This is a genomic window from Agrobacterium sp. S7/73 (genome assembly GCF_019355535.1).
GTDB classification, from domain to species: domain Bacteria; phylum Pseudomonadota; class Alphaproteobacteria; order Rhizobiales; family Rhizobiaceae; genus Agrobacterium; species Agrobacterium tumefaciens.
Window position 1 is genome coordinate 1,977,433 of sequence record NZ_CP072136.1, and the last position, 18,093, is coordinate 1,995,525.

The following is an 18,093-nucleotide window of genomic DNA, read 5'->3' on the forward strand; positions in this document are numbered from 1 at the left end:
AAACGTCCTTGGTGTATTGTTTCGAAAATCGATACACCAAGGTTTTCCCAATGCGCACCAACATTGAACTTGATGACGCCTTGATCGCCGAGGCGATGGAAATAACCGGTCTCTCCACCAAAAAAGCGACGGTAGAAAAGGCATTGCGGGATCTCGTGCGCATTCACCGTCAAATGCGTGCGCTTGATGCATTAGAGGGCATGGGCTGGGAAGGCAATCTGGATGAGATGCGGACGGACTGGGATGCGGAAACGGATTGGGACATAGAGGATTCCAAATGATCGTCGCAGATACGTCTGCATGGATTTCGCTCATTCGAAAAGATTCACCCGCCCTCGCTTTAAAGCTTCGCACCGCCATAACGCAGAGTAACATCCTTGTCGGAGACATTGTTCTCCTGGAGGTTCTTCAGGGTGCACGCGACGGCCAACATGCTCGCCGTCTGGAGCAAATGTTAAGCGAATTTCCCTGCGTCGCGATGATGTCTCCCCAACTCGCTATCAAGGCTGCCTCGAATTACCGCTTCCTACGGGGGCGCGGTTATACGATCCGTAAAAACAACGACCTCATCATCGGCACTTACTGCAGCGAAAACGGATACGAACTGCTGCACAACGACCGAGACTTTCAGCCTATGGCCGATCATCTCGGTCTGCGACTGGCCTGATCTTTCAAAGCACCTTCACTGTCCCCTCCACACGCACGGGAAAATTCACCGACCGGGCGATGAAGCATTTGTCGTGGGCATCGTGGTGCAACTCATCAGCCCGCGCAAGATCACCCTTCGAGATGGTGATGACCGGTTTCAACACTACCTCGCTGAATTGCCCGGCGCCGTCCTTTTCCATAACCAGCGTGCCTTCGGCATTGTCGACATAGTCTTCAACGATGATGCCGTTGACGGAGCAGAAATGCAGGTACCATAGCTTGTGGCACGCCGAGAGCGAGGCAACCAGCAGGTCTTCCGGGTTCCAGCGGGAGGCATCGCCGCGAAAGGCGGGATCTGAAGAGCCGGCGATATCCGCTTTTCCGGACGTGGAAATCGTGTAGTCGCGTTCATAGTCACGGTAGCCCGAGGTACCCTTGCCGCGATTGCCGGTCCACTTCACCTGAACGGCATAGTGATGTTCCTGTCCTGCCATTTCATTTCTCCCTTAGAGTTTTTGTCGCATTTCCCGGACGTAAAAAACAACTACGCGCTTTATTGGAAATGCTCTGGTGTATCGCGCAGGTGATCGAGCCCCTTGCGCAGAGTCTCGATGATCTGGTCCACCTCCGAGCGGCTGATCGTCAGCGCCGGTGATGCCAGCATGCGGTCGCCGGTGGCACGCATGACGAGGCCGTTTGCCAGGCAATGGTTGCGCACGGCGGTGCCGATGTCATCCGGCTTGGCAAAACGCCTGCGGGTCGCCTTGTCGGCCGCAAGCTGCAGGCCACCCATGAGGCCGACATTCACTGCCTCACCCACCAACTCGTGGTCGGTGAGGCTTTTCCAGCCTTGCGAAAAATAAGGGCCGATATCATCCCGCACCCGTTCCACCAGCCCCTCATCCTCGATGATACGAATATTTTCCAGAGCGGCGGCGGCGCAGACGGGGTGGCCGGAATAGGTGAAGCCATGGTTGAAATCACCGACCTCGGACAACATCACCTCCGCCACCCGGTCGGAAACGAGGACGCCGCCAATCGGCAGATAACCGGATGACAGGCCCTTGGCGACGGGCGCGAGATCCGGCTCCACGCCGAAATGCTGGTAGCCGAACCAGGAACCGAGGCGGCCGAAACCGCAGATCACCTCGTCGGACACCAGCAGAATGTTGCGCGCCTTGCAGATGCGGGCGATTTCCGGCCAGTAGGTTTCCGGTGGCACAATGACCCCACCGGCGCCCTGAATGGGTTCCGCCACGAAAGCCGCGACATTATCTTCACCGAGCTCTTCTATCTTCGCTTCCAGTTCGCGGGCCACCTTCAGGCCGAATTCCGCGGGTGAGAGATCGCCGCCTTCCGCATACCAATAGGGTTGGCCGATATGGGCGATACCCTCGATCGGCAGATTGCCCTGCTCGTGCATCCACTTCATGCCGCCGAGCGAAGCGCCAGCGACCGTAGAGCCGTGATAGCCGTTGCGGCGAGCGATCACCTTGGTCTTCGTCGGATGGCCGAGCGCCTTCCAGTAGACACGCGCCATGCGGAACCAGGTGTCGGTGGCTTCCGAACCGGAATTGGTGAAGAACACATGGTTCATCTTCGGCCCGGCACGGGAAGCGATCTTCTGAGCCAGAAGTGTAGCTGATGGTGTCGTAGTGCCGAAAAAGGCGTTGTAATAGGGCAGTTCGTTCATCTGGCGCTGCACGACATCGGCGATCTCGCGGCGTCCGTAACCGATATTGACGCACCATAGTCCGGCAAAGGCGTCGAGATACTTCTTGCCGGTGCTGTCATAGATGAAGACGCCTTCTGCACGCTCGATGATGCGGGTGCCGCTCGCGTTCAGCTTACCCATATCGGAAAAGGGGTGAAGGTGATGGGCGGCATCGATGGCGGCAAGGTTGGACACCGGCTTGGAGACTTCATTCATGACAGATCGCACTCCCGCAAAGACGACGGCGCCTTCCGGAGCCGCACCCAACCGAACATGGCCGGGCGGCTTCGATTTGGCAAGACTGGCGTTTTTTGGGGGATCGAGACGATGATTCGGCCTTGCCGCTTGTTTCTACTCCCCGCCGGGGAGAAGAAACGAGCGGCTATCTTGAAGCAGGTTCGATTGCACCGTTATGGAGGTGGTGCGCTACGCCACGACCCCTCGCCCCACCAGCACCTTCAATTCGCCGGCATGGACTTCGAGTGCCACGTCGCGCTCCATCGGCAGCAATTCGCCATCGATGACGCAGCGCACGTCATGGCGCTTCTTGGGGAAATGAAGTTCCACACCCGTGACGGTCGTGGCCGTTACCGCGGCGTTTTCCTTCAGCTTGCCGCGCAGGATGTCGAAAGCGAGCCTTGCCACGCCCGAGGGGCGCAGGGGATCGGTGAGATAGAAGCCGAGGTGGCCGCCCGAGACATTATCCGCGACCAGAAGCGAGTTCTGCCCGAATTCATTGTTGGAGACGGAAATTGCTGACACCTTGCGGCGCTGCGTCTTGCCATTGACCGTATATTCCACCTCGAAGACCGGCGGATTGAGAATGACGCTGATGGCGGCGCGGACGCTTGCCTTGATCTTGCCAAGGCGGGAGGCGAAGGCGAGGTTGTTGCGATAGCGCACCATGCGCGAATGCAGGCCTGCGGAAAACTGGTGGACGAAAAGACGGCCGTTGGCGCTGGCGATATCGACATTGGCGATCTCGCCATTCGCCAGTGTCTCCAGGACGTGGCGGATATCGAGCGGCAGCTTCAGCGAGCGGGCGAACAGGTTCATGGTGCCGGCCGGTACGATACCGAGCGCGATGCCGTGTTTCCAGGCGATACCGGCAGCGGCCGAAATCGTTCCATCACCACCGCCGGCAATGATGCCTTCGATATCAGGCTCATCGGCGGCGCGTTCCATCTCCTCGACAACTTCCTTGCCGGAGACCACGCGGCAGTCGATCGTGTGGCCGGCGCGGGAAAAGACCTCGCGGGCGTGGTCGCAATAGGCATCCATATCCGTGGTGCGGAAGGTGCCGCCGTCACGATTGAAAATTGCAATGAGCTTCATATTTCCAACCTGATCCTGTGAGGCAGCCGCGCGTAAATGCTTGGGGTTATATAGGGTTCCAAACACCATCGCGTGAAGATGCTCTTTTGCCGAGAATCGCTCTACCGCAATGCATCATTTCATGTTAGATATCACTTAAGGTCATTTTCATGACCGCGCATCTCCAGTCAGGGCAGGCCGTTCCCATACGGTCTTGCCCTTTTTTCTGTGGGGTCCTCCCCCTTTTCAGGTCGCAATGAGCCATTCGAATTTGTCGGAAGCCCGCCTCGAGGCGGAGAGTGAAACCGTTGTTGCGGCAAGGCCTGCCGTGGCACTGACGCCTTTTGCCGTCGCACTCATCGAACTGGCGCTTGCCGCAGGCGGTTTCGGCATCGGCACCGGCGAATTCGCCATCATGGGCCTGCTGCCTGACGTCGCAACGACCTATGGCGTCACGGTGCCCCAGGCAGGTTACGTCATCACGGCCTATGCGCTGGGTGTCGTCATCGGCGCTCCCATCATCGCGGTGCTGGCTGCACGCATGACGCGGCGCACCCTGCTTCTCGGGCTCATGGGACTTTTCGCACTCGGCAATATCTTGAGCGCCGTCGCACCTGATTTCCTGAGCTTCACCGTGCTGCGCTTCATCACCGGCCTGCCGCACGGCGCCTATTTCGGCGTTGCAGCGCTGGTGGCCGCCTCCATGGCGCCAATCCACAAACGTGCCCGCGCCGTTGGCCGCGTCATGCTCGGCCTCACCATCGCCACGCTGCTTGGAACGCCGCTTGCCACTTTCTTCGGGCAGGTGCTTTCCTGGCGCGCAGCCTTCATGCTGGTGGGCGGCATCGGGCTGTTGACAGTCGCCCTGCTGTGGCTGTTCCAGCCGCGCGACAGGGTAGAGGAAGGTGCCAGCGTTTGGCGTGAACTCGGGGCTTTCCGCCGCGTGCAGGTGTGGCTGACGCTCGCCATCGCATCGGTCGGTTTCGGCGGCATGTTCTCGGTTTTCAGCTATATCGCCAAGACCACCACCGATGTCGCGATGATGCCGGTTTCCACCGTCTCCATGGTCCTCGCCCTCTTCGGCATCGGCATGAATGTCGGCAATGTGGTCGGCTCGCGGCTGGCCGATATCTCGCTCAACGGCACGATCGGCGGCATGCTCGCCTTTAACGTGGTGGTCATGGCCGTGTTCGGCATGACGGCGCATGACCCATTCATGATGTGTCTCTGCGTCTTCCTGATCGGCTGCGGTTTTGCCGCCTGCCCCGCCGTGCAGACGCGGCTGATGGATGTGGCAGCGGATGCGCAGACGCTTGCGGCTGCCTCCAACCACTCCGCCTTCAACATCGCCAACGCGCTCGGCGCATGGCTTGGCGGCATGGTCATCGCCATGGGCTATGGATATGCCTCCACCGGTTATGTGGGCGCTGTTCTTTCGCTTCTCGGGCTTGGCGTTTTCCTTGTGTCCGTCACCGTCGAACGGCGCGCAAAAGCCGGTTGAAAGCCGGTTTTTCAGCGGCCGGAACACCCGTTCCGGCACCTGCAATAAACCTTACGGAAATTTCACGATCGGCTCGCTTGACTCTTTTTGGTTTCGGGCGCAACACGGCGTTACGCGCAGGCTGTGACCCGGCACAGCGCGGATTTTAACGGAGCATCATTTGATGTCTAGCGACAGTAGTAGTCGATTGCCTTTGCCGAAAGCGGCGAACGGGAACTGATCCGGCACCTGTCGGCTCACCACCGCGTTCGTCGTAATCGGCGAATCGACGGAAAGGTGAGCAATCATGAACTTCCACACCCTCTCCCAGAGAGCCAGCAAGGCCGCACGTCTTCTCCGCAGCGGAAATGCCGGTTCCACCACCATTGCAGAACGCGTCGAGCACCTCAACACACTCGATACGCATGAGGCAGTCGCTGCCCTGCTCGCCATGCCGCAGGCAAAGGCCGTCGCCATTCTCGACCGGCCGGAACTGCATGACGCAGCCGCCATCATTGCCGGCATTCCGCTTGACCAGGCCGCCCGCTTCGTCAACCTGATGTCAGACGACCGCGTTGCCGACGTCATGGCGGAAATGGACGAAGAGCCGCGCGCAAAGCTGTTTTCCCGGCTGGATCGCACAACCGCGCTCTCCATCAAACATCTGATGGGTTATCCGCCGCGCACCGCCGGCTCGATCATGACCACGGAATTCGTCAGCGTACCGGATAGCTGGACGGTGGAACAGACCCTTTCGCACATCCGCGTCGTCGAGCGGTCGCGTGAAACGGTCTATGCCATCTATGTTCTGGCGCAGGACGGAACGCTGTCCACCGTCGTGACGCTGCGTCGCCTGCTGACCGGCGAGGCCGGCGCCTCCATTCTCTCCGTTGCATCGAAGGAAGGCATCGTCTGTGCCAGCCCCTTGATGTCGCAGGAGGATGTTGCCCGGCTCATCCGCAAGCACGACCTTCTGGCGCTTCCCGTCGTTGACGATCATTCGCATATCCTCGGCATCGTCACGGTCGACGACGTGATCGACACCATGATCGCCGACACCACGGAAGACGCTCACAAGTTCGGTGGTATGGAAGCACTCGGCAAGCCCTATATGGCAATGGGTTTTCCGGACATGATCCGCAAGCGCGCAGGCTGGCTGGCTGCCCTGTTCCTGGGTGAAATGCTGACGGCAAGCGCCATGCAGCATTTTGAAGGCGAGCTGGAAAAAGCCGTCGTGCTGACGCTGTTCATACCGCTCATCATGTCATCAGGCGGCAACTCCGGTTCGCAGGCCACCTCGCTCATCATCCGGGCGCTGGCGCTCGGCGAACTGAAGCTTTCGGACTGGTGGCGGGTGCTGCTGCGGGAAATCCCGACGGGCCTGACGCTCGGCTGCATTCTCGGCGCCATCGGCTTCCTGCGTCTGACCATCTGGCAGCAGGCAGGCTTTTATGATTATGGCGACCATTGGCTGCTGGTGGGCGCCACCGTCTTTGCCGCACTCGTCGGCATCGTCACCTTCGGCTCGCTGGCCGGCTCCATGCTGCCCTTCCTGCTGCAGCGTCTGCGGCTGGATCCAGCCAGCGCATCTGCGCCGTTCGTCGCCACGCTGGTGGATGTCAGCGGCCTCGTCATCTACTTCTCGGTGGCGCTGGTGATCCTCAGCGGCACGCTGCTCTGAAACACAAAAGGCCCGCTCGAAAGAGCGGGCCTTTTCATTTGCAGAGTTTTTGACAGGGCAAGCACCCCTCAACCGCCGGCGCTGATAACGCCCGTTCCGAGAAGTCCCAAAAGAATGACGCCGATGACCACCCGGTACCAGACGAAGGGCATGTAGCTCTTGGTGGAGACCAGCTTGAGGAAGACAACGATCACGGCGTAACCGACGACGAAGGCGATCAGGGTTGCAAGCCCCGTCTGGCCCCAGCCTACAGGGTTCTCCTCGCCGATGCTTTTGAACAGCTGGTAGAAACCGGAACCGAAGACGGCGGGAACGGCGAGCAGGAAGGAATATCGTGCGGCCGCCTCGCGCGTGTAGCCTAAGAGCAGGCCGGCGCTGATGGTGCCGCCCGAGCGCGAGACGCCGGGGATGAGCGCCATAGCCTGCGCGAAACCGAACAGGATGCCATCACGCCAGATCAGCTGGTTCAGCTTGTAGCGCTTCTTGCCGATCCTGTCGGCGACGCCGAGAATGATGCCGAAGACAATCAGCATTACGGCGGTGATATAGAGATTGCGCAGCGAATGCTCGATGGCATCCTTAAAGAACAGGCCGAGCAGCACGATCGGCACCGAGCCGACGATGATCAGCCAGCCAAGCCGCGCATCGGACTTGTCATAGGGTCCGAGGCGAAGGTTCTGCCGGAGCCAGGCGGCGGCGATCCGCATGATATCGGACCAGAAATAGACCAGCACCGCCGCTTCCGTGCCGATCTGCGTAATCGCCGTGAAGGCGGCACCCGGATCCGCACCGGAGGGCAGAAACTCCCCGGCTATCCTCAGATGCGCGCTTGAAGAAACCGGAAGAAATTCCGTAAGTCCTTGCAAAAGGCCGAGAAATCCGGCCTCCAACCAACCGATGCTCATGTGATTTGATGTCCCTGCTGCGAATCGAATTCGCAGCATTATGCATCAAACCGGGCAAATCCGTGTTGCATCGCACCATGAAAAAGAAGTGCCGGAGGGCTTGGTTTTACCCGTTATTTTTCAGGCTGCTTTCTCCGCAGGCTCAGGATGAAGGGTGTATTTCGCGCCGTTCTTGCACACAACATGGGCGTCGCCCCAGCTTTTCAGCGCCGAGATCACCGGCTTCATGGTTTCGCCAAGTGGCGTCAGCGCATAGTCCACGCGCGGCGGCACCACCGGGAAGACGGTGCGCGAAATCAGGCCCGCCTCTTCCAGTTCCCGCAGTTGCTTGGTGAGCATGCGCTGGGTGACGCTTGGGATGTGGCGGCGCAACTCGTTGAAGCGCAGGGTGCCCTCGTTGATGAGGTGATAGAGGATCACGCCTTTCCATTTGCCGTCGAGAAAACTCAAGGCAGACTCCACCGGGCAGCCCGGAAAATTGCCGGTAAGCTTGGCGCGCGGTCGCGACATCACAGTATCCTTTTTGTATGTATCATCACAAAATGTGCATTCTTGCGATCGATGTTCATATGTATCAAGTAAGAGGCACGCAAACAAGCAAAGGAGACTGTTCATGCGCGCCATCGGTTACAAGACGAGCCAGCCCATTACCGCAACGGATGCCCTTATCGACCTCGACCTGCCGCAGCCGGAGGCGACGGGGCATGATATTCTGGTGGAGGTGAAGGCCGTTTCGGTCAATCCTGTTGACACCAAGGTTCGCCGCAACCAGGCGCCGGAAAACGGTGCTGCCCGCGTGCTGGGCTTCGATGCGGCGGGCGTGGTGAAAGCCGTCGGCGACAAGGTATCGCTGTTCAAGCCCGGCGACGAGGTGTTTTACGCTGGTGTCATCAACCGCCCCGGCTCCAACAGCGAATTCCATCTGGTCGATGAGCGCATCGTTGGCGCCAAACCGAAGTCGCTGAATTTCGAGGAAGCGGCGGCACTGCCGCTGACCGCGATCACGGCCTACGAGACGCTGTTCGACCGGCTGCGGGTGACAGAGCCCGTTCCGGGTGCGGCAAATGCCGTTCTGGTGATCGGTGGCGCCGGCGGCGTCGGCTCGATTGCCATCCAGCTTCTGCGCGCACTGACCGATCTTACCGTCATTGCCACGGCTTCGCGGCCGGAAACGATGCAATGGGCCAAAGACCTCGGCGCGCATCATGTCGTCGATCACAGCAAGCCGATTGCCCCGCAGGTGGAAGCGCTTGGACTTGGTGCACCGGGCTTCGTATTCTCGACCACCCATAGCGACATTCACGCCGCAGACAGCGTGGCGACCATTGCGCCGCAGGGCCGTTTTGCGCTGATCGACGATCCGGCCGGCGGTTTCGACGCCATGGCGTTCAAGCGCAAATGCGTTTCAATCCATTGGGAAATGATGTTCGCCCGCGCGGTTTTCCAGACGCCTGACATGATCGAACAGCACAAGCTGCTCAATCACGTTGCGGAACTGGTCGATGCCGGCAAGATCAAGACGACGTTGACCGAGGTTTTCGGCACCATCAACGCCGCAAACCTCATCAAGGCCCACGCCTTGATTGAAAGCAACACGGCCAAGGGCAAGATCGTGCTTTCGGGCTTTTGATCTTCACGTCACACGAAGTGGGAGGTGCGCGCCTGATAAAGCGCGCCCTTCCCGGTCAATCGTCTTCCGGATCTTCCGGGCATGGCCATGCGGCAGGCGTCGTCAGGCCGCTCGGCAGTTTTGTCTTGGCGTCGCCGCAGGCGATGTCGATCTGTTTCTGCTCAAGGCCGGTGGCGGCGGAAAGATCGACCCCCTCTATGCGGGTCAACAGCAGGAAGGCGTTGGCAAAATCCACCGCGCCGCCGAGCTTTGCGCCCTGGAAGCTGGCACGCGACAGGTTGGTCAGCGAAAATTTCGAGCCGGACAGGCTGGCATCTTGAAACTCGGCACGCCCGAGTTCAGCCTTGGTAAAATCCGCGCCGTCCAGTTTGGCCTTGTTGAAATTGGTCCGCTGCATTTCCGCATTGATGAATTTTGCGCTGGTGGCGTCGGCGGCGGAAAAGTCGCTGCGGTAGGCTTCCACCTTCGTCAGGTTGGCGCCCTGCAGGTTCGCCTCTCCAAGAGCCGTCCGGATGAGTTTCGCCTTTTCAAGATTGGCGCCCTTCAGCGAGGAGCCGCGCAAATCCGTATAGGTGAAATCCGTGCCGTACAGCATCGCCGAATCGAGGTTGCTGCCGCCCAGCATCAGGAGCCGCTTGTTGCATTCGCGCCAGTCGATGCCGGCCATGGCGTCGGCGCGGCAGCTGGCGGCCATCAGAGGGCTGCCACTGAGCGAAACGGCAACTACCATACCTGCCGCCAGACCGGCGACGATCCTTGTATTCCGCACGATATTCAGCCTCTGAAAGCCGGACATTCCATCACTCCTGCCGCCGGGCGACGGCCCAAACGCAACATATGCACATTCAAGGCGTTACCGCATTCCTGGCCCACAATCCATGGACCATGCAAAGCTACAACACCCCAACATCCTATATGTAAGAAATCGAAGGGCAATCCACAAATACTAGGGGGACGAGACTTTCGATGCCTCGCGCACGAGACGTCATCCTTTCGCTTGTCGCGAGGATCCAACCACGTATCGTGAAATCAATCGGCTGCAGATGCCCGGGGCAAGCCCGGGCAAGACGAAGGTTGCCGGCAGACCAGCACCGCGATCACATATTGGCGTAAACCGGCCCTTCGCCACCCTGCGGCGGCACCCAGTTGATGTTCTGGTTCGGATCCTTGATATCGCAGGTCTTACAGTGCACGCAGTTCTGCGCGTTGATCACGTAGACCTCCTCACCGTCCTTCTCCACCCACTCATAAACGCCGGCAGGACAATAACGCGTCGAGGGACCGGCATAGACGTCGTGTTCGGAACGCTTCTGCAAGTCCATATCCTTCACCTGAAGATGCACCGGCTGGTCTTCCTCATGGTTGGTGGAGGACAGGAACACCGATGACAGCCGGTCGAAGGTCAAAACGCCGTCCGGTTTCGGATAGGCGATCGGCTTGTGTTTGGAGGCCGGCTCAAGGCTCTGCGCATCCGTCTTGCCGTGTTTCAGCGTGCCGAAAACGGAGAAACCGAACAGCTGGTTGGTCCACATGTCGAGACCGCCAAGGCCGACGCCAACAAGCGTGCCGAACTTCGACCACAGCGGCTTGACGTTGCGCACACGCTTCAGGTCCTTGCCGATATCGCCGTCGCGCCATTCCGCCTCGATCTCGGCCACTTCATCATGGGCGCGACCGGCGGAAATAGCCGCGGCGATTTTTTCCGCCGCCAGCATGCCCGACAACACCGCATTGTGGCTACCCTTGATGCGCGGCACATTGACGAAACCGGCCGAACAGCCGATCAGCGCGCCGCCGGGGAAAGTCAGCTTCGGCACCGACTGGTAACCGCCCTCGGTAATCGCGCGCGCGCCATAGGAAATGCGCTTGCCGCCCTCGAAAGTGTCGCGGATGGCCGGATGCGTCTTGAAGCGCTGGAATTCCTCGAAAGGATAAAGATAGGGGTTCTTGTAATTGAGATGCACCACGAAGCCGACGGCGACGAGATTGTCCTCCAGATGATAGAGGAACGAGCCGCCGCCGGTCTTGAAACCGAGCGGCCAGCCGAAGGAATGCTGCACGAGGCCCTGTTTGTGGTGTTCCGGCTTGACCTGCCAGAGTTCCTTGATGCCGATGCCGAATTTCTGCGGTTCGCGATCTTTCGAAAGGTCAAACCTGGAAATCAGCTGCTTGGCGAGCGAACCGCGCACGCCTTCGCCGATCAGCACATATTTGCCATGCAGCTCCATGCCGCGCGTGAAGGCGGGGCCGGGTTCACCGTTCTTCTCGATGCCCATATCGCCGGTGGCGACACCGATCACTGCGCCTTCTTCATTATAAAGCACTTCGGTGGCGGCAAAGCCCGGATAGATCTCGACGCCGAGCGCTTCCGCCTTTTCCGCCAGCCAGCGACAGACCAGCCCAAGCGAGACGATGTAATTGCCGTGATTGTTCATGAGCGGCGGCATCATGAAGTTCGGCAGACGGATGGAGCCCGCAGGGCCTAAGAACAAGAACTGGTCGTCCTTGACCTCGGTCTTGAAGGGATGCCCCTCTTCCTCACGCCAGCCGGGCAGAAGCCGGTCGATGCCGATGGGATCAACCACGGCACCTGAGAGAATATGCGCGCCGACTTCAGCACCCTTTTCCAGAACGACGACCGAAAGCTCCGGCTCGACCTGCTTCAGACGGATCGCGGCGGCAAGGCCCGCAGGACCCGCACCGACGATCACAACGTCGAATTCCATCGCTTCGCGTTCCGGCAGTTCCATCGCTTCCGTCATCTTGTCCTCTCACCTCGCCGGTCCCATCCGGCTGTTGTTATATCCGCTTCCGGCATTCGCACCGTGTTGCCTGCACTGGCCGAAAAGCCCGTCTGCGACAACACATTCGCCCTAGCCTGTCTTCGCAAAGCACGACGCCTTTGTCGAGCTTCCATAGCGGCAAAACATGTCGCACGCCACTCAATTGTCAGACAACCTGATGAGTATTTTATTACTTTTACGTGCACGTAAGATTGAGAATAGGAGTTGCGTGGGTGGGCGTCAAGGTTTGTCATTATTTGGTGGCAACGGGATTGCCAATTCCAAGGATTGCACCGAGCCTAAGTCGCCAGGGCGGTCAGGACGCTTCCCGCCGTTCATTGCAGCTCGCACTCCCAGCCATCCGGCCGGCCGAAAACTCGAGCTGCAAAGTGTTTTTCCGCCAAGGCCGACCCAGCCGGGCTAACGCCGCTCTTCCGACTCTGACCTCAGCAATGACGAGATCAGGTCAGTACAAGAGTTGCTTTCAGGCAAAAACGCGTGCGCTGTTTTCCAAGTCTCCAGCCACTTTGATGTATGGCGTGGGGCCGAAACTGATCCGGGCCACACCAAGGTCTGCCAGCTCTCGGATATCTTTCAGGTCGCCCGATATCATAACATTGACCGGTAAAGTCGTGCGGTCGCATATTTCTTTGATCAGCTTTTTGTCTTTTAGCCCGGGCACGAAAAAACCATCTGCTCCTGCCGCCTTATAGGCTGCCCCGCGAGCGAGCACCTCATCCAGCAAGACCGCATGATCGATGCCCTCATCTGCCTTGAGAAACACGTCCGTTCTCGCATTGATGAAGACCGGGACACGGTGGTCTTCGGCAGCGCTGCGAATAGCTCGAAGCCGGTCCACCTGATAATCGATATCATAGAGGCCCGTCCCGTGCACCACCTGATCCTCGAAGTTCAATCCGATGACACCGAGGGTGAGCAGACGACCTACGTTGCGCCTGACCGTTGCAGCATCACTCGAATAACCGCCTTCAAAATCCACAGTGAGAGGCAGATCGATGCATTTCATTATTCGAGCGACGACCGCCAGTGCGTCATCGAGCGGCATCTCCTCACCATCCGAATAGCCTTGCGCGGCAGCAACGGACCAGCTTCCGGTTGCAATGGCCTTCGCACCGCTGCGGGCAACGGCCATCGCGCTTCCTGCATCCCAGATGTTGTAAAGGACGATGGGATCGCCCGGAATGTGCAAGCTTCGAAACTTTTCTGCACGTTCAATCTGATTGCTCATTTTGGTGTCTCCCGTGTGCTATCTTTGAGCTTTCGCTCATTTCGATCAGCCGTCGCCTGTTCTAAAGGCCGCAGCCGTTACCTGGAAACGACTAGCACCGGGAAAATGCTCAGAACGCCGATTTTCGGGCACCTATTTCTTTTTGTCTAAGATTACGAGAGTTCTCTACTTGCGAATCAGGATGAGTACCGCAAGCAGCTAAAATCAAACATCCCGTTCAAACCGCCCATTCCTCATCCGTCGTAAACACAATCGTCAGCCACCGATCCGTCCCCTCGCCGCCGAGTGCATCGCCGATCTCGTCGCGGATCGCGTCCCATTCTTCGAGACGCCGGGGTGGCCAGTTTTTCGGGACGATGAAGAAGAGTTCGATCTGGCGGCCTCGGCCCACGCGGGCGACATAGGAATAGTGCGAGGCAAAGCCGAATTTTTCGACGGCTTCGGCCGCTACCCTGTCCACATGCTGCTTGAATTCAAACGGCGTCACCAGAAGGATGTCGGCGAGCGCCTGCTTCACATTGCCGAGCGGCATGGGAATGATGATGAGGCAGACCAGCGCCAGAACGGCGGGGTCGATATAGGGCGCGATCCACTGATGCGCCGTTCCCGTCAGCCCGTAGCCGATGGCGAAGGCGAGGAACAGGGCCGCGCTCAGGAGCGCGCTCATCAGCCAGCTTTTGGCGTCCAGCGCCACGAAGGCCGATTTCAGTCTGCGGTTCTGGCGTTTGACGAACCATGCCATGATAAGCGAAACGGCAAAGCTGACGAAGGTGACGATGATGGCGTAATCGAACTCGATCGATCTGCCGCCGTCCATCAGGCTGTCGATGGCGTTGATCAGGGCATAGATCGCAGCGCCCATCAAAAGCGTGCCGTTGAGGCCGAGGACCATCGGCTCCAGATGCCAGAAGCCCATGGTGAAACGCTCTGCCAGCCGGCCACCGGGCCGCGGGGCGGCGGAAGCCGCGATCAGCCGCGCCACCAGTAGCGCCAGCACCGTCATGAAGGCATCCGTCAGGGCATAAACGCCATCGAACACCACCGCGAAAGAGCCGGAAAACAGGCCTGCACCAATGCCGAACGCGGCCAGAAGAACCGTGATGGCAATTGAGAATTTCAGCAGAGATTGTTCGGTCATGACGCGTATTTAACCTTCAAAAGCGGGCGCCGCCTTCCTATAAACAGCACAGATGGAGCGGGATAGCGAAAACTGTGGAAGGTTTTCGCCTGTAGTCACGCTTCGATTCTTTGATCTGCTGAAAACAAGACAGGACAAAACCCATGGATCTCGGCATTTCCGGCAAACGCGCCCTCGTTCTCGCCTCCTCTCGCGGCCTTGGGCTGGGCATCGCCACGGCGCTGGCGAATGAAGGCGTGAATGTTCTTCTCGTTGGCAGAAGCAGCGAAAAGCTGGACGCGAACTGCAAGACGATCAATGCACTCGGCAAGGGCAAGGCCGACTGGGTGCGGGGCGATCTTGGCGATGACAATTTCGTCGAGGCCATGGTTCAGGCCGTGAACGACAAGCTCGGCGGCATTGACATTCTCGTCAACAACACCGGTGGCCCGACGCCGGGTCTTGCGCAGGAGATCACGACCGAGAAGCTGGAGAGCTTCTTCCAGTCGATGGTGCTGCGCGTCATCACGCTCACCAATGCGCTGCTGCCGCAGATGAAGGAACAGGGCTTTGGCCGCATCCTGACCGTTGCCTCCTCCGGCGTGTTCGAACCCATCCCCAATCTGGCGCTCTCCAACACGCTGCGTGGGGCGCTGGTGGGCTGGAGCAAGACATTGTCGAGCGAAGTGGCCGGTTTCGGCATCACCTCCAACCTTCTTCTGCCCGGCCGCATCCATACCGACCGCATCGACGAGCTGGATGGCGCCAATGCCAAGCGCCTGGGTAAAAGCATGGAGGAAATCCGCGAGGCTTCGGTCAAGAGCATTCCGGCAGGCAGGCTTGGCACGGTGGAAGAATTCGCCGCCGCCGGGGCTTTCCTCTGCTCGGTTCCGGCAAGCTACATCACCGGCACAATGCTGCGGGTGGATGGCGGCGCGGCGAAATCGAACTGACGCCGGTGCGACGCCGGAGCGGTCAAGAGGCCGCTCCGTAGACTACGAAGCGGTTTCTGCCGGTATTCTTGGCTTCGTAGAGTGCCGTGTCGGCGCGGCGCAGCACATCGCTCGCGCTCTCGCCGGGATCGGCAAAGGCAATGCCGGCCGAACAGCTGTAACGGAAATCCGGCACATCGCTCAGCGGCGATGCCTCGGTCAACGTCGCCAGCAGCTTCTGCATGGTGCTTTCCGCGCTCAGCATTCGCGACCCGCTGAGAACGAGCAAAAACTCCTCACCGCCGATCCGCCCCACCAGATCGTCCCGGCCGATCGCGGCGGAAAGCCGGGTGGCGAAATCCTTAAGGACGAGATCGCCGCAGGCATGCCCGAAACGGTCGTTCACCGCCTTGAAATGGTCGATATCCATGATGATCACCGCAAGCGCCTGCGCCTTGTTGGGGCCAAGCATCTGGTTGAGGATATCCATGGCATAGCGGCGGTTGCCGAGGCCCGTGAGCTCGTCGCTCAGCGCCGATTTCAGCGCCCTGTCGCGCTCCTGCCGCAGATCGCGCAACTGGATGCCAAGCTCGGAAACATCGGTCACGACACACAACATCCAGCCGCCCGGCAGCGTCGTTTCCGTCGTCAGCATCCAGCGTCCATCGTTCAGGCTGGTTTCGATGGTGCGGTAAGGCAACTTGCCGCGCCTTGTCCGCGCCGAGCGCAACCACAGTTCGAAATCGGTGGTTTCGACCGCCGTTCCTGTCGAGCTGCGATACCCGCCGCGCATCAGCTCCATCCAGCTCGGAAAACCGTCCGGAGCCATGCCCAGCGCCTCGCGGAAGGCCGCATTGGCAAAGCGCAAGTCATCGCTGCCATCGAAAAGGGCATAACCCTGCTGCGATGACGCCATGAGGTTCATAAGCTGGGAATGGAAAATTTCCACGTCGCCGCGAATGAGGACCTCCGGCCCGGGCGGCACATCTTGGAGGGCGGAACATGCCTGCTTGCGGGACATCTGGACTTCCGGGTTACAACGCGACAGCTACAATTAAGAAAGCTCCCTGAGGATATAGCCTTTATTTATACTTTGCGATTGCGAAAAAATATTTAATTTGCATCGCAAAACTGTATTTATAACGGAAAATTACTTTATTCTAATGTTTTAATAAACCGAGAAGTGGCGCTTGCCATTCTGCCGGGCCTGTGCAATCAACCGCCCTCCTCTGACATCGGGATGCCAAATGCGTCCCTTATTCTCACGCCGGGCCGCCTTTGGGCCGGGCGAGCATTTCTATCGGCGACAAGGATATGGCGATGACGCAAAAGCGGGCACTGGGCCTCGATTTCGGCACGACCAACACGGTCATGGCTCTTTCCGACGGCGGCGGCGAAAGCCGCTCCATGCAGTTTACCAGCAGCGCGGGCACGGATGACAGCATGCGCACCGCGCTCTCCTTCATGAAGGATTCGGGCCTTGGTGCGGCTGCCCTGCACGTGGAAGCGGGCCACGCTGCCATCAGGCAATTCATCGACAATGCGGGCGATTGCCGCTTCCTGCAGTCGATCAAGACATTTGCGGCCTCGCCGCTCTTTCAGGGCACGTTGATCTTCGCCAAGCGCCAGAGCTTCGAGGATTTGATGGACGTGTTTCTGCGCAAGCTGAAAACCTATGCGGGCGCAGAGTGGCCAAGCGACGTCTCGACCGTCATCGCCGGTCGCCCCGTGCGTTTCGCCGGCAGCAATCCGGATGAGACGCTGGCGCTCTCCCGCTACAACGAAGCGCTGACGCGTGCCGGTTTTCCCGAAATCCACTATGTCTACGAGCCGGTGGCGGCCGCCTATTATTTCGCCCAGAGCCTGAAGAAGGACGCCAATGTGCTGGTGGCGGATTTCGGCGGCGGCACCACCGACTATTCGCTGATCCGCTTCGAGACCCATGCCGGCAAGCTTTCCGCCACCCCCATCGGCCATTCCGGCGTCGGTGTCGCCGGTGACCATTTCGACTTCCGCATGATCGACAATCTGGTCTCGCCGGAAATCGGCAAGGGCAGCAAGTTCAAGAGCTTCGACAAGGTGCTGGACGTGCCTTCCGGCTACTACGTGAATTTCGGTCGCTGGAACCAGCTGTCGATCTTCAAGACCTCGAAGGAATTCACCGATCTGAAATCGCTGGTGCGCTCGGCGCTGGAGCCGGACAAGCTCGAACTCTTCATCGATCTCGTGGAGCATGACGAGGGTTATCCGCTTTATCAGTCGATTTCCGCCACCAAGATGGCGCTTTCCTCGGCCGAAGAAGCGGAATTCAACTTCGCGCCGCTCGGCAAGGCCGGCCGCAAAATGGTCAAGCGCAGCGACTTCAACAACTGGATCGCCGACGACCTCGCCAAGATCGAGGGCGCGCTGGACGAGGTTCTGGAGAAGACGCAAGTCGCGCCTGAGGCAATCGACAAGGTGTTCCTCACCGGCGGCACCTCCTTCGTGCCGGCGGTGCGCGAGCTTTTCACCCGTCGTTTCGACGCGGACCGGATCGAAACCGGCGGCGAGTTGCTCTCGATTGCCCATGGTTTGGCCATGATCGGCGAAAGCGGTGACATTCAGCGCTGGACAGCGTGATTTACGGGTTCCCCGGGCGTG

Annotated in this window: 17 protein-coding genes; 7 read left to right on the forward strand and 10 right to left on the reverse strand. The window is 59.4% G+C overall.

Annotation, left to right across the window (positions count from 1 at the left end; all coding sequences use genetic code 11):
- Nucleotides 1-50: 50 nt before the first annotated feature.
- Both J5276_RS09795 and J5276_RS09800 read left to right on the forward strand, forming a co-directional pair.
- Nucleotides 51-281 carry a type II toxin-antitoxin system VapB family antitoxin gene (locus J5276_RS09795; RefSeq protein ID WP_013635779.1) on the forward strand — a complete coding sequence of 77 codons (231 nt, stop codon included), beginning with the start codon at nt 51-53 and terminating at the stop codon, nt 279-281.
- Nucleotides 278-667: a PIN domain nuclease gene (locus tag J5276_RS09800; protein ID WP_065704890.1), complete on the forward strand. Its 390-nt coding sequence runs from the start codon at nt 278-280 to the stop codon at nt 665-667. Before J5276_RS09795 ends, J5276_RS09800 begins: the two co-directional genes overlap by 4 nt.
- A gap of 4 nt (nt 668-671) precedes the next feature.
- On the opposite strand, the gene J5276_RS09805 is transcribed toward J5276_RS09800, so the two are convergent.
- The 3 genes from J5276_RS09805 to J5276_RS09815 all read right to left on the reverse strand — a co-directional run bounded on the left by J5276_RS09805 (nt 672) and on the right by J5276_RS09815 (nt 3,697).
- Nucleotides 672-1,142 carry an OsmC family protein gene (locus J5276_RS09805; protein ID WP_065704892.1) on the reverse strand — a complete coding sequence of 157 codons (471 nt, stop codon included), beginning with the start codon at nt 1,140-1,142 and terminating at the stop codon, nt 672-674.
- A gap of 59 nt (nt 1,143-1,201) precedes the next feature.
- Nucleotides 1,202-2,578, reverse strand: coding sequence for an aspartate aminotransferase family protein (locus J5276_RS09810; protein ID WP_065704894.1), 1,377 nt, complete (start codon nt 2,576-2,578; stop codon nt 1,202-1,204).
- A 210-nt stretch (nt 2,579-2,788) separates the two neighbouring features.
- On the reverse strand, nt 2,789-3,697 hold the full coding sequence (locus J5276_RS09815) for a diacylglycerol kinase family protein (RefSeq protein WP_112155279.1): 909 nt from the start codon (nt 3,695-3,697) through the stop codon (nt 2,789-2,791).
- 235 nt (nt 3,698-3,932) lie between these two features.
- Between J5276_RS09815 and J5276_RS09820 the strand changes: the two genes are divergently transcribed.
- Both J5276_RS09820 and mgtE read left to right on the forward strand, forming a co-directional pair.
- On the forward strand, nt 3,933-5,177 hold the full coding sequence (locus tag J5276_RS09820) for an MFS transporter (RefSeq protein ID WP_112155278.1): 1,245 nt from the start codon (nt 3,933-3,935) through the stop codon (nt 5,175-5,177).
- A gap of 286 nt (nt 5,178-5,463) precedes the next feature.
- Entirely contained in the window at nt 5,464-6,837 is a 1,374-nt protein-coding gene (mgtE, locus tag J5276_RS09825; protein ID WP_097171704.1) for a magnesium transporter, read from the forward strand.
- A gap of 68 nt (nt 6,838-6,905) precedes the next feature.
- On the opposite strand, the gene J5276_RS09830 is transcribed toward mgtE, so the two are convergent.
- Together J5276_RS09830 and J5276_RS09835 are read right to left on the reverse strand one after the other, a co-directional pair.
- Nucleotides 6,906-7,742, reverse strand: a complete 837-nt coding sequence (locus J5276_RS09830) for an undecaprenyl-diphosphate phosphatase (protein ID WP_003512187.1) — start codon at nt 7,740-7,742, stop codon at nt 6,906-6,908.
- A 120-nt stretch (nt 7,743-7,862) separates the two neighbouring features.
- Nucleotides 7,863-8,252: a helix-turn-helix domain-containing protein gene (locus tag J5276_RS09835; protein ID WP_013635769.1), complete on the reverse strand. Its 390-nt coding sequence runs from the start codon at nt 8,250-8,252 to the stop codon at nt 7,863-7,865.
- Between the two features lie 103 nt (nt 8,253-8,355).
- On the opposite strand from J5276_RS09835, the gene J5276_RS09840 reads away from it, so the two are divergent.
- Nucleotides 8,356-9,372 carry a zinc-binding alcohol dehydrogenase family protein gene (locus tag J5276_RS09840; RefSeq protein WP_013635768.1) on the forward strand — a complete coding sequence of 339 codons (1,017 nt, stop codon included), beginning with the start codon at nt 8,356-8,358 and terminating at the stop codon, nt 9,370-9,372.
- A 55-nt stretch (nt 9,373-9,427) separates the two neighbouring features.
- On the opposite strand, the gene J5276_RS09845 is transcribed toward J5276_RS09840, so the two are convergent.
- The 4 genes from J5276_RS09845 to J5276_RS09860 all read right to left on the reverse strand — a co-directional run bounded on the left by J5276_RS09845 (nt 9,428) and on the right by J5276_RS09860 (nt 14,542).
- Complete coding sequence (locus J5276_RS09845; RefSeq protein ID WP_013635767.1) at nt 9,428-10,168, reverse strand: pentapeptide repeat-containing protein; 741 nt, start codon at nt 10,166-10,168, stop codon at nt 9,428-9,430.
- Between the two features lie 301 nt (nt 10,169-10,469).
- Nucleotides 10,470-12,134, reverse strand: coding sequence for an electron transfer flavoprotein-ubiquinone oxidoreductase (locus tag J5276_RS09850; RefSeq protein ID WP_112155277.1), 1,665 nt, complete (start codon nt 12,132-12,134; stop codon nt 10,470-10,472).
- Between the two features lie 505 nt (nt 12,135-12,639).
- On the reverse strand, nt 12,640-13,404 hold the full coding sequence (locus tag J5276_RS09855; protein WP_112155276.1) for an isocitrate lyase/phosphoenolpyruvate mutase family protein: 765 nt from the start codon (nt 13,402-13,404) through the stop codon (nt 12,640-12,642).
- Between the two features lie 217 nt (nt 13,405-13,621).
- A complete protein-coding gene (locus tag J5276_RS09860; RefSeq protein ID WP_111783206.1) occupies nt 13,622-14,542 on the reverse strand; it encodes a cation diffusion facilitator family transporter in 921 nt (306 codons plus the stop codon).
- 143 nt (nt 14,543-14,685) lie between these two features.
- Here J5276_RS09860 and J5276_RS09865 point away from each other — a divergent pair, with 143 nt between their 5' ends.
- Nucleotides 14,686-15,474, forward strand: coding sequence for an SDR family oxidoreductase (locus J5276_RS09865; RefSeq protein ID WP_013635763.1), 789 nt, complete (start codon nt 14,686-14,688; stop codon nt 15,472-15,474).
- A 22-nt stretch (nt 15,475-15,496) separates the two neighbouring features.
- Here J5276_RS09865 and J5276_RS09870 read toward each other — a convergent pair whose 3' ends face one another.
- Nucleotides 15,497-16,474: a sensor domain-containing diguanylate cyclase gene (locus tag J5276_RS09870; RefSeq protein ID WP_162647897.1), complete on the reverse strand. Its 978-nt coding sequence runs from the start codon at nt 16,472-16,474 to the stop codon at nt 15,497-15,499.
- A gap of 299 nt (nt 16,475-16,773) precedes the next feature.
- Here J5276_RS09870 and J5276_RS09875 point away from each other — a divergent pair, with 299 nt between their 5' ends.
- Nucleotides 16,774-18,072: an Hsp70 family protein gene (locus tag J5276_RS09875; protein ID WP_003512167.1), complete on the forward strand. Its 1,299-nt coding sequence runs from the start codon at nt 16,774-16,776 to the stop codon at nt 18,070-18,072.
- The last annotated feature ends 21 nt before the right edge of the window (nt 18,073-18,093 follow it).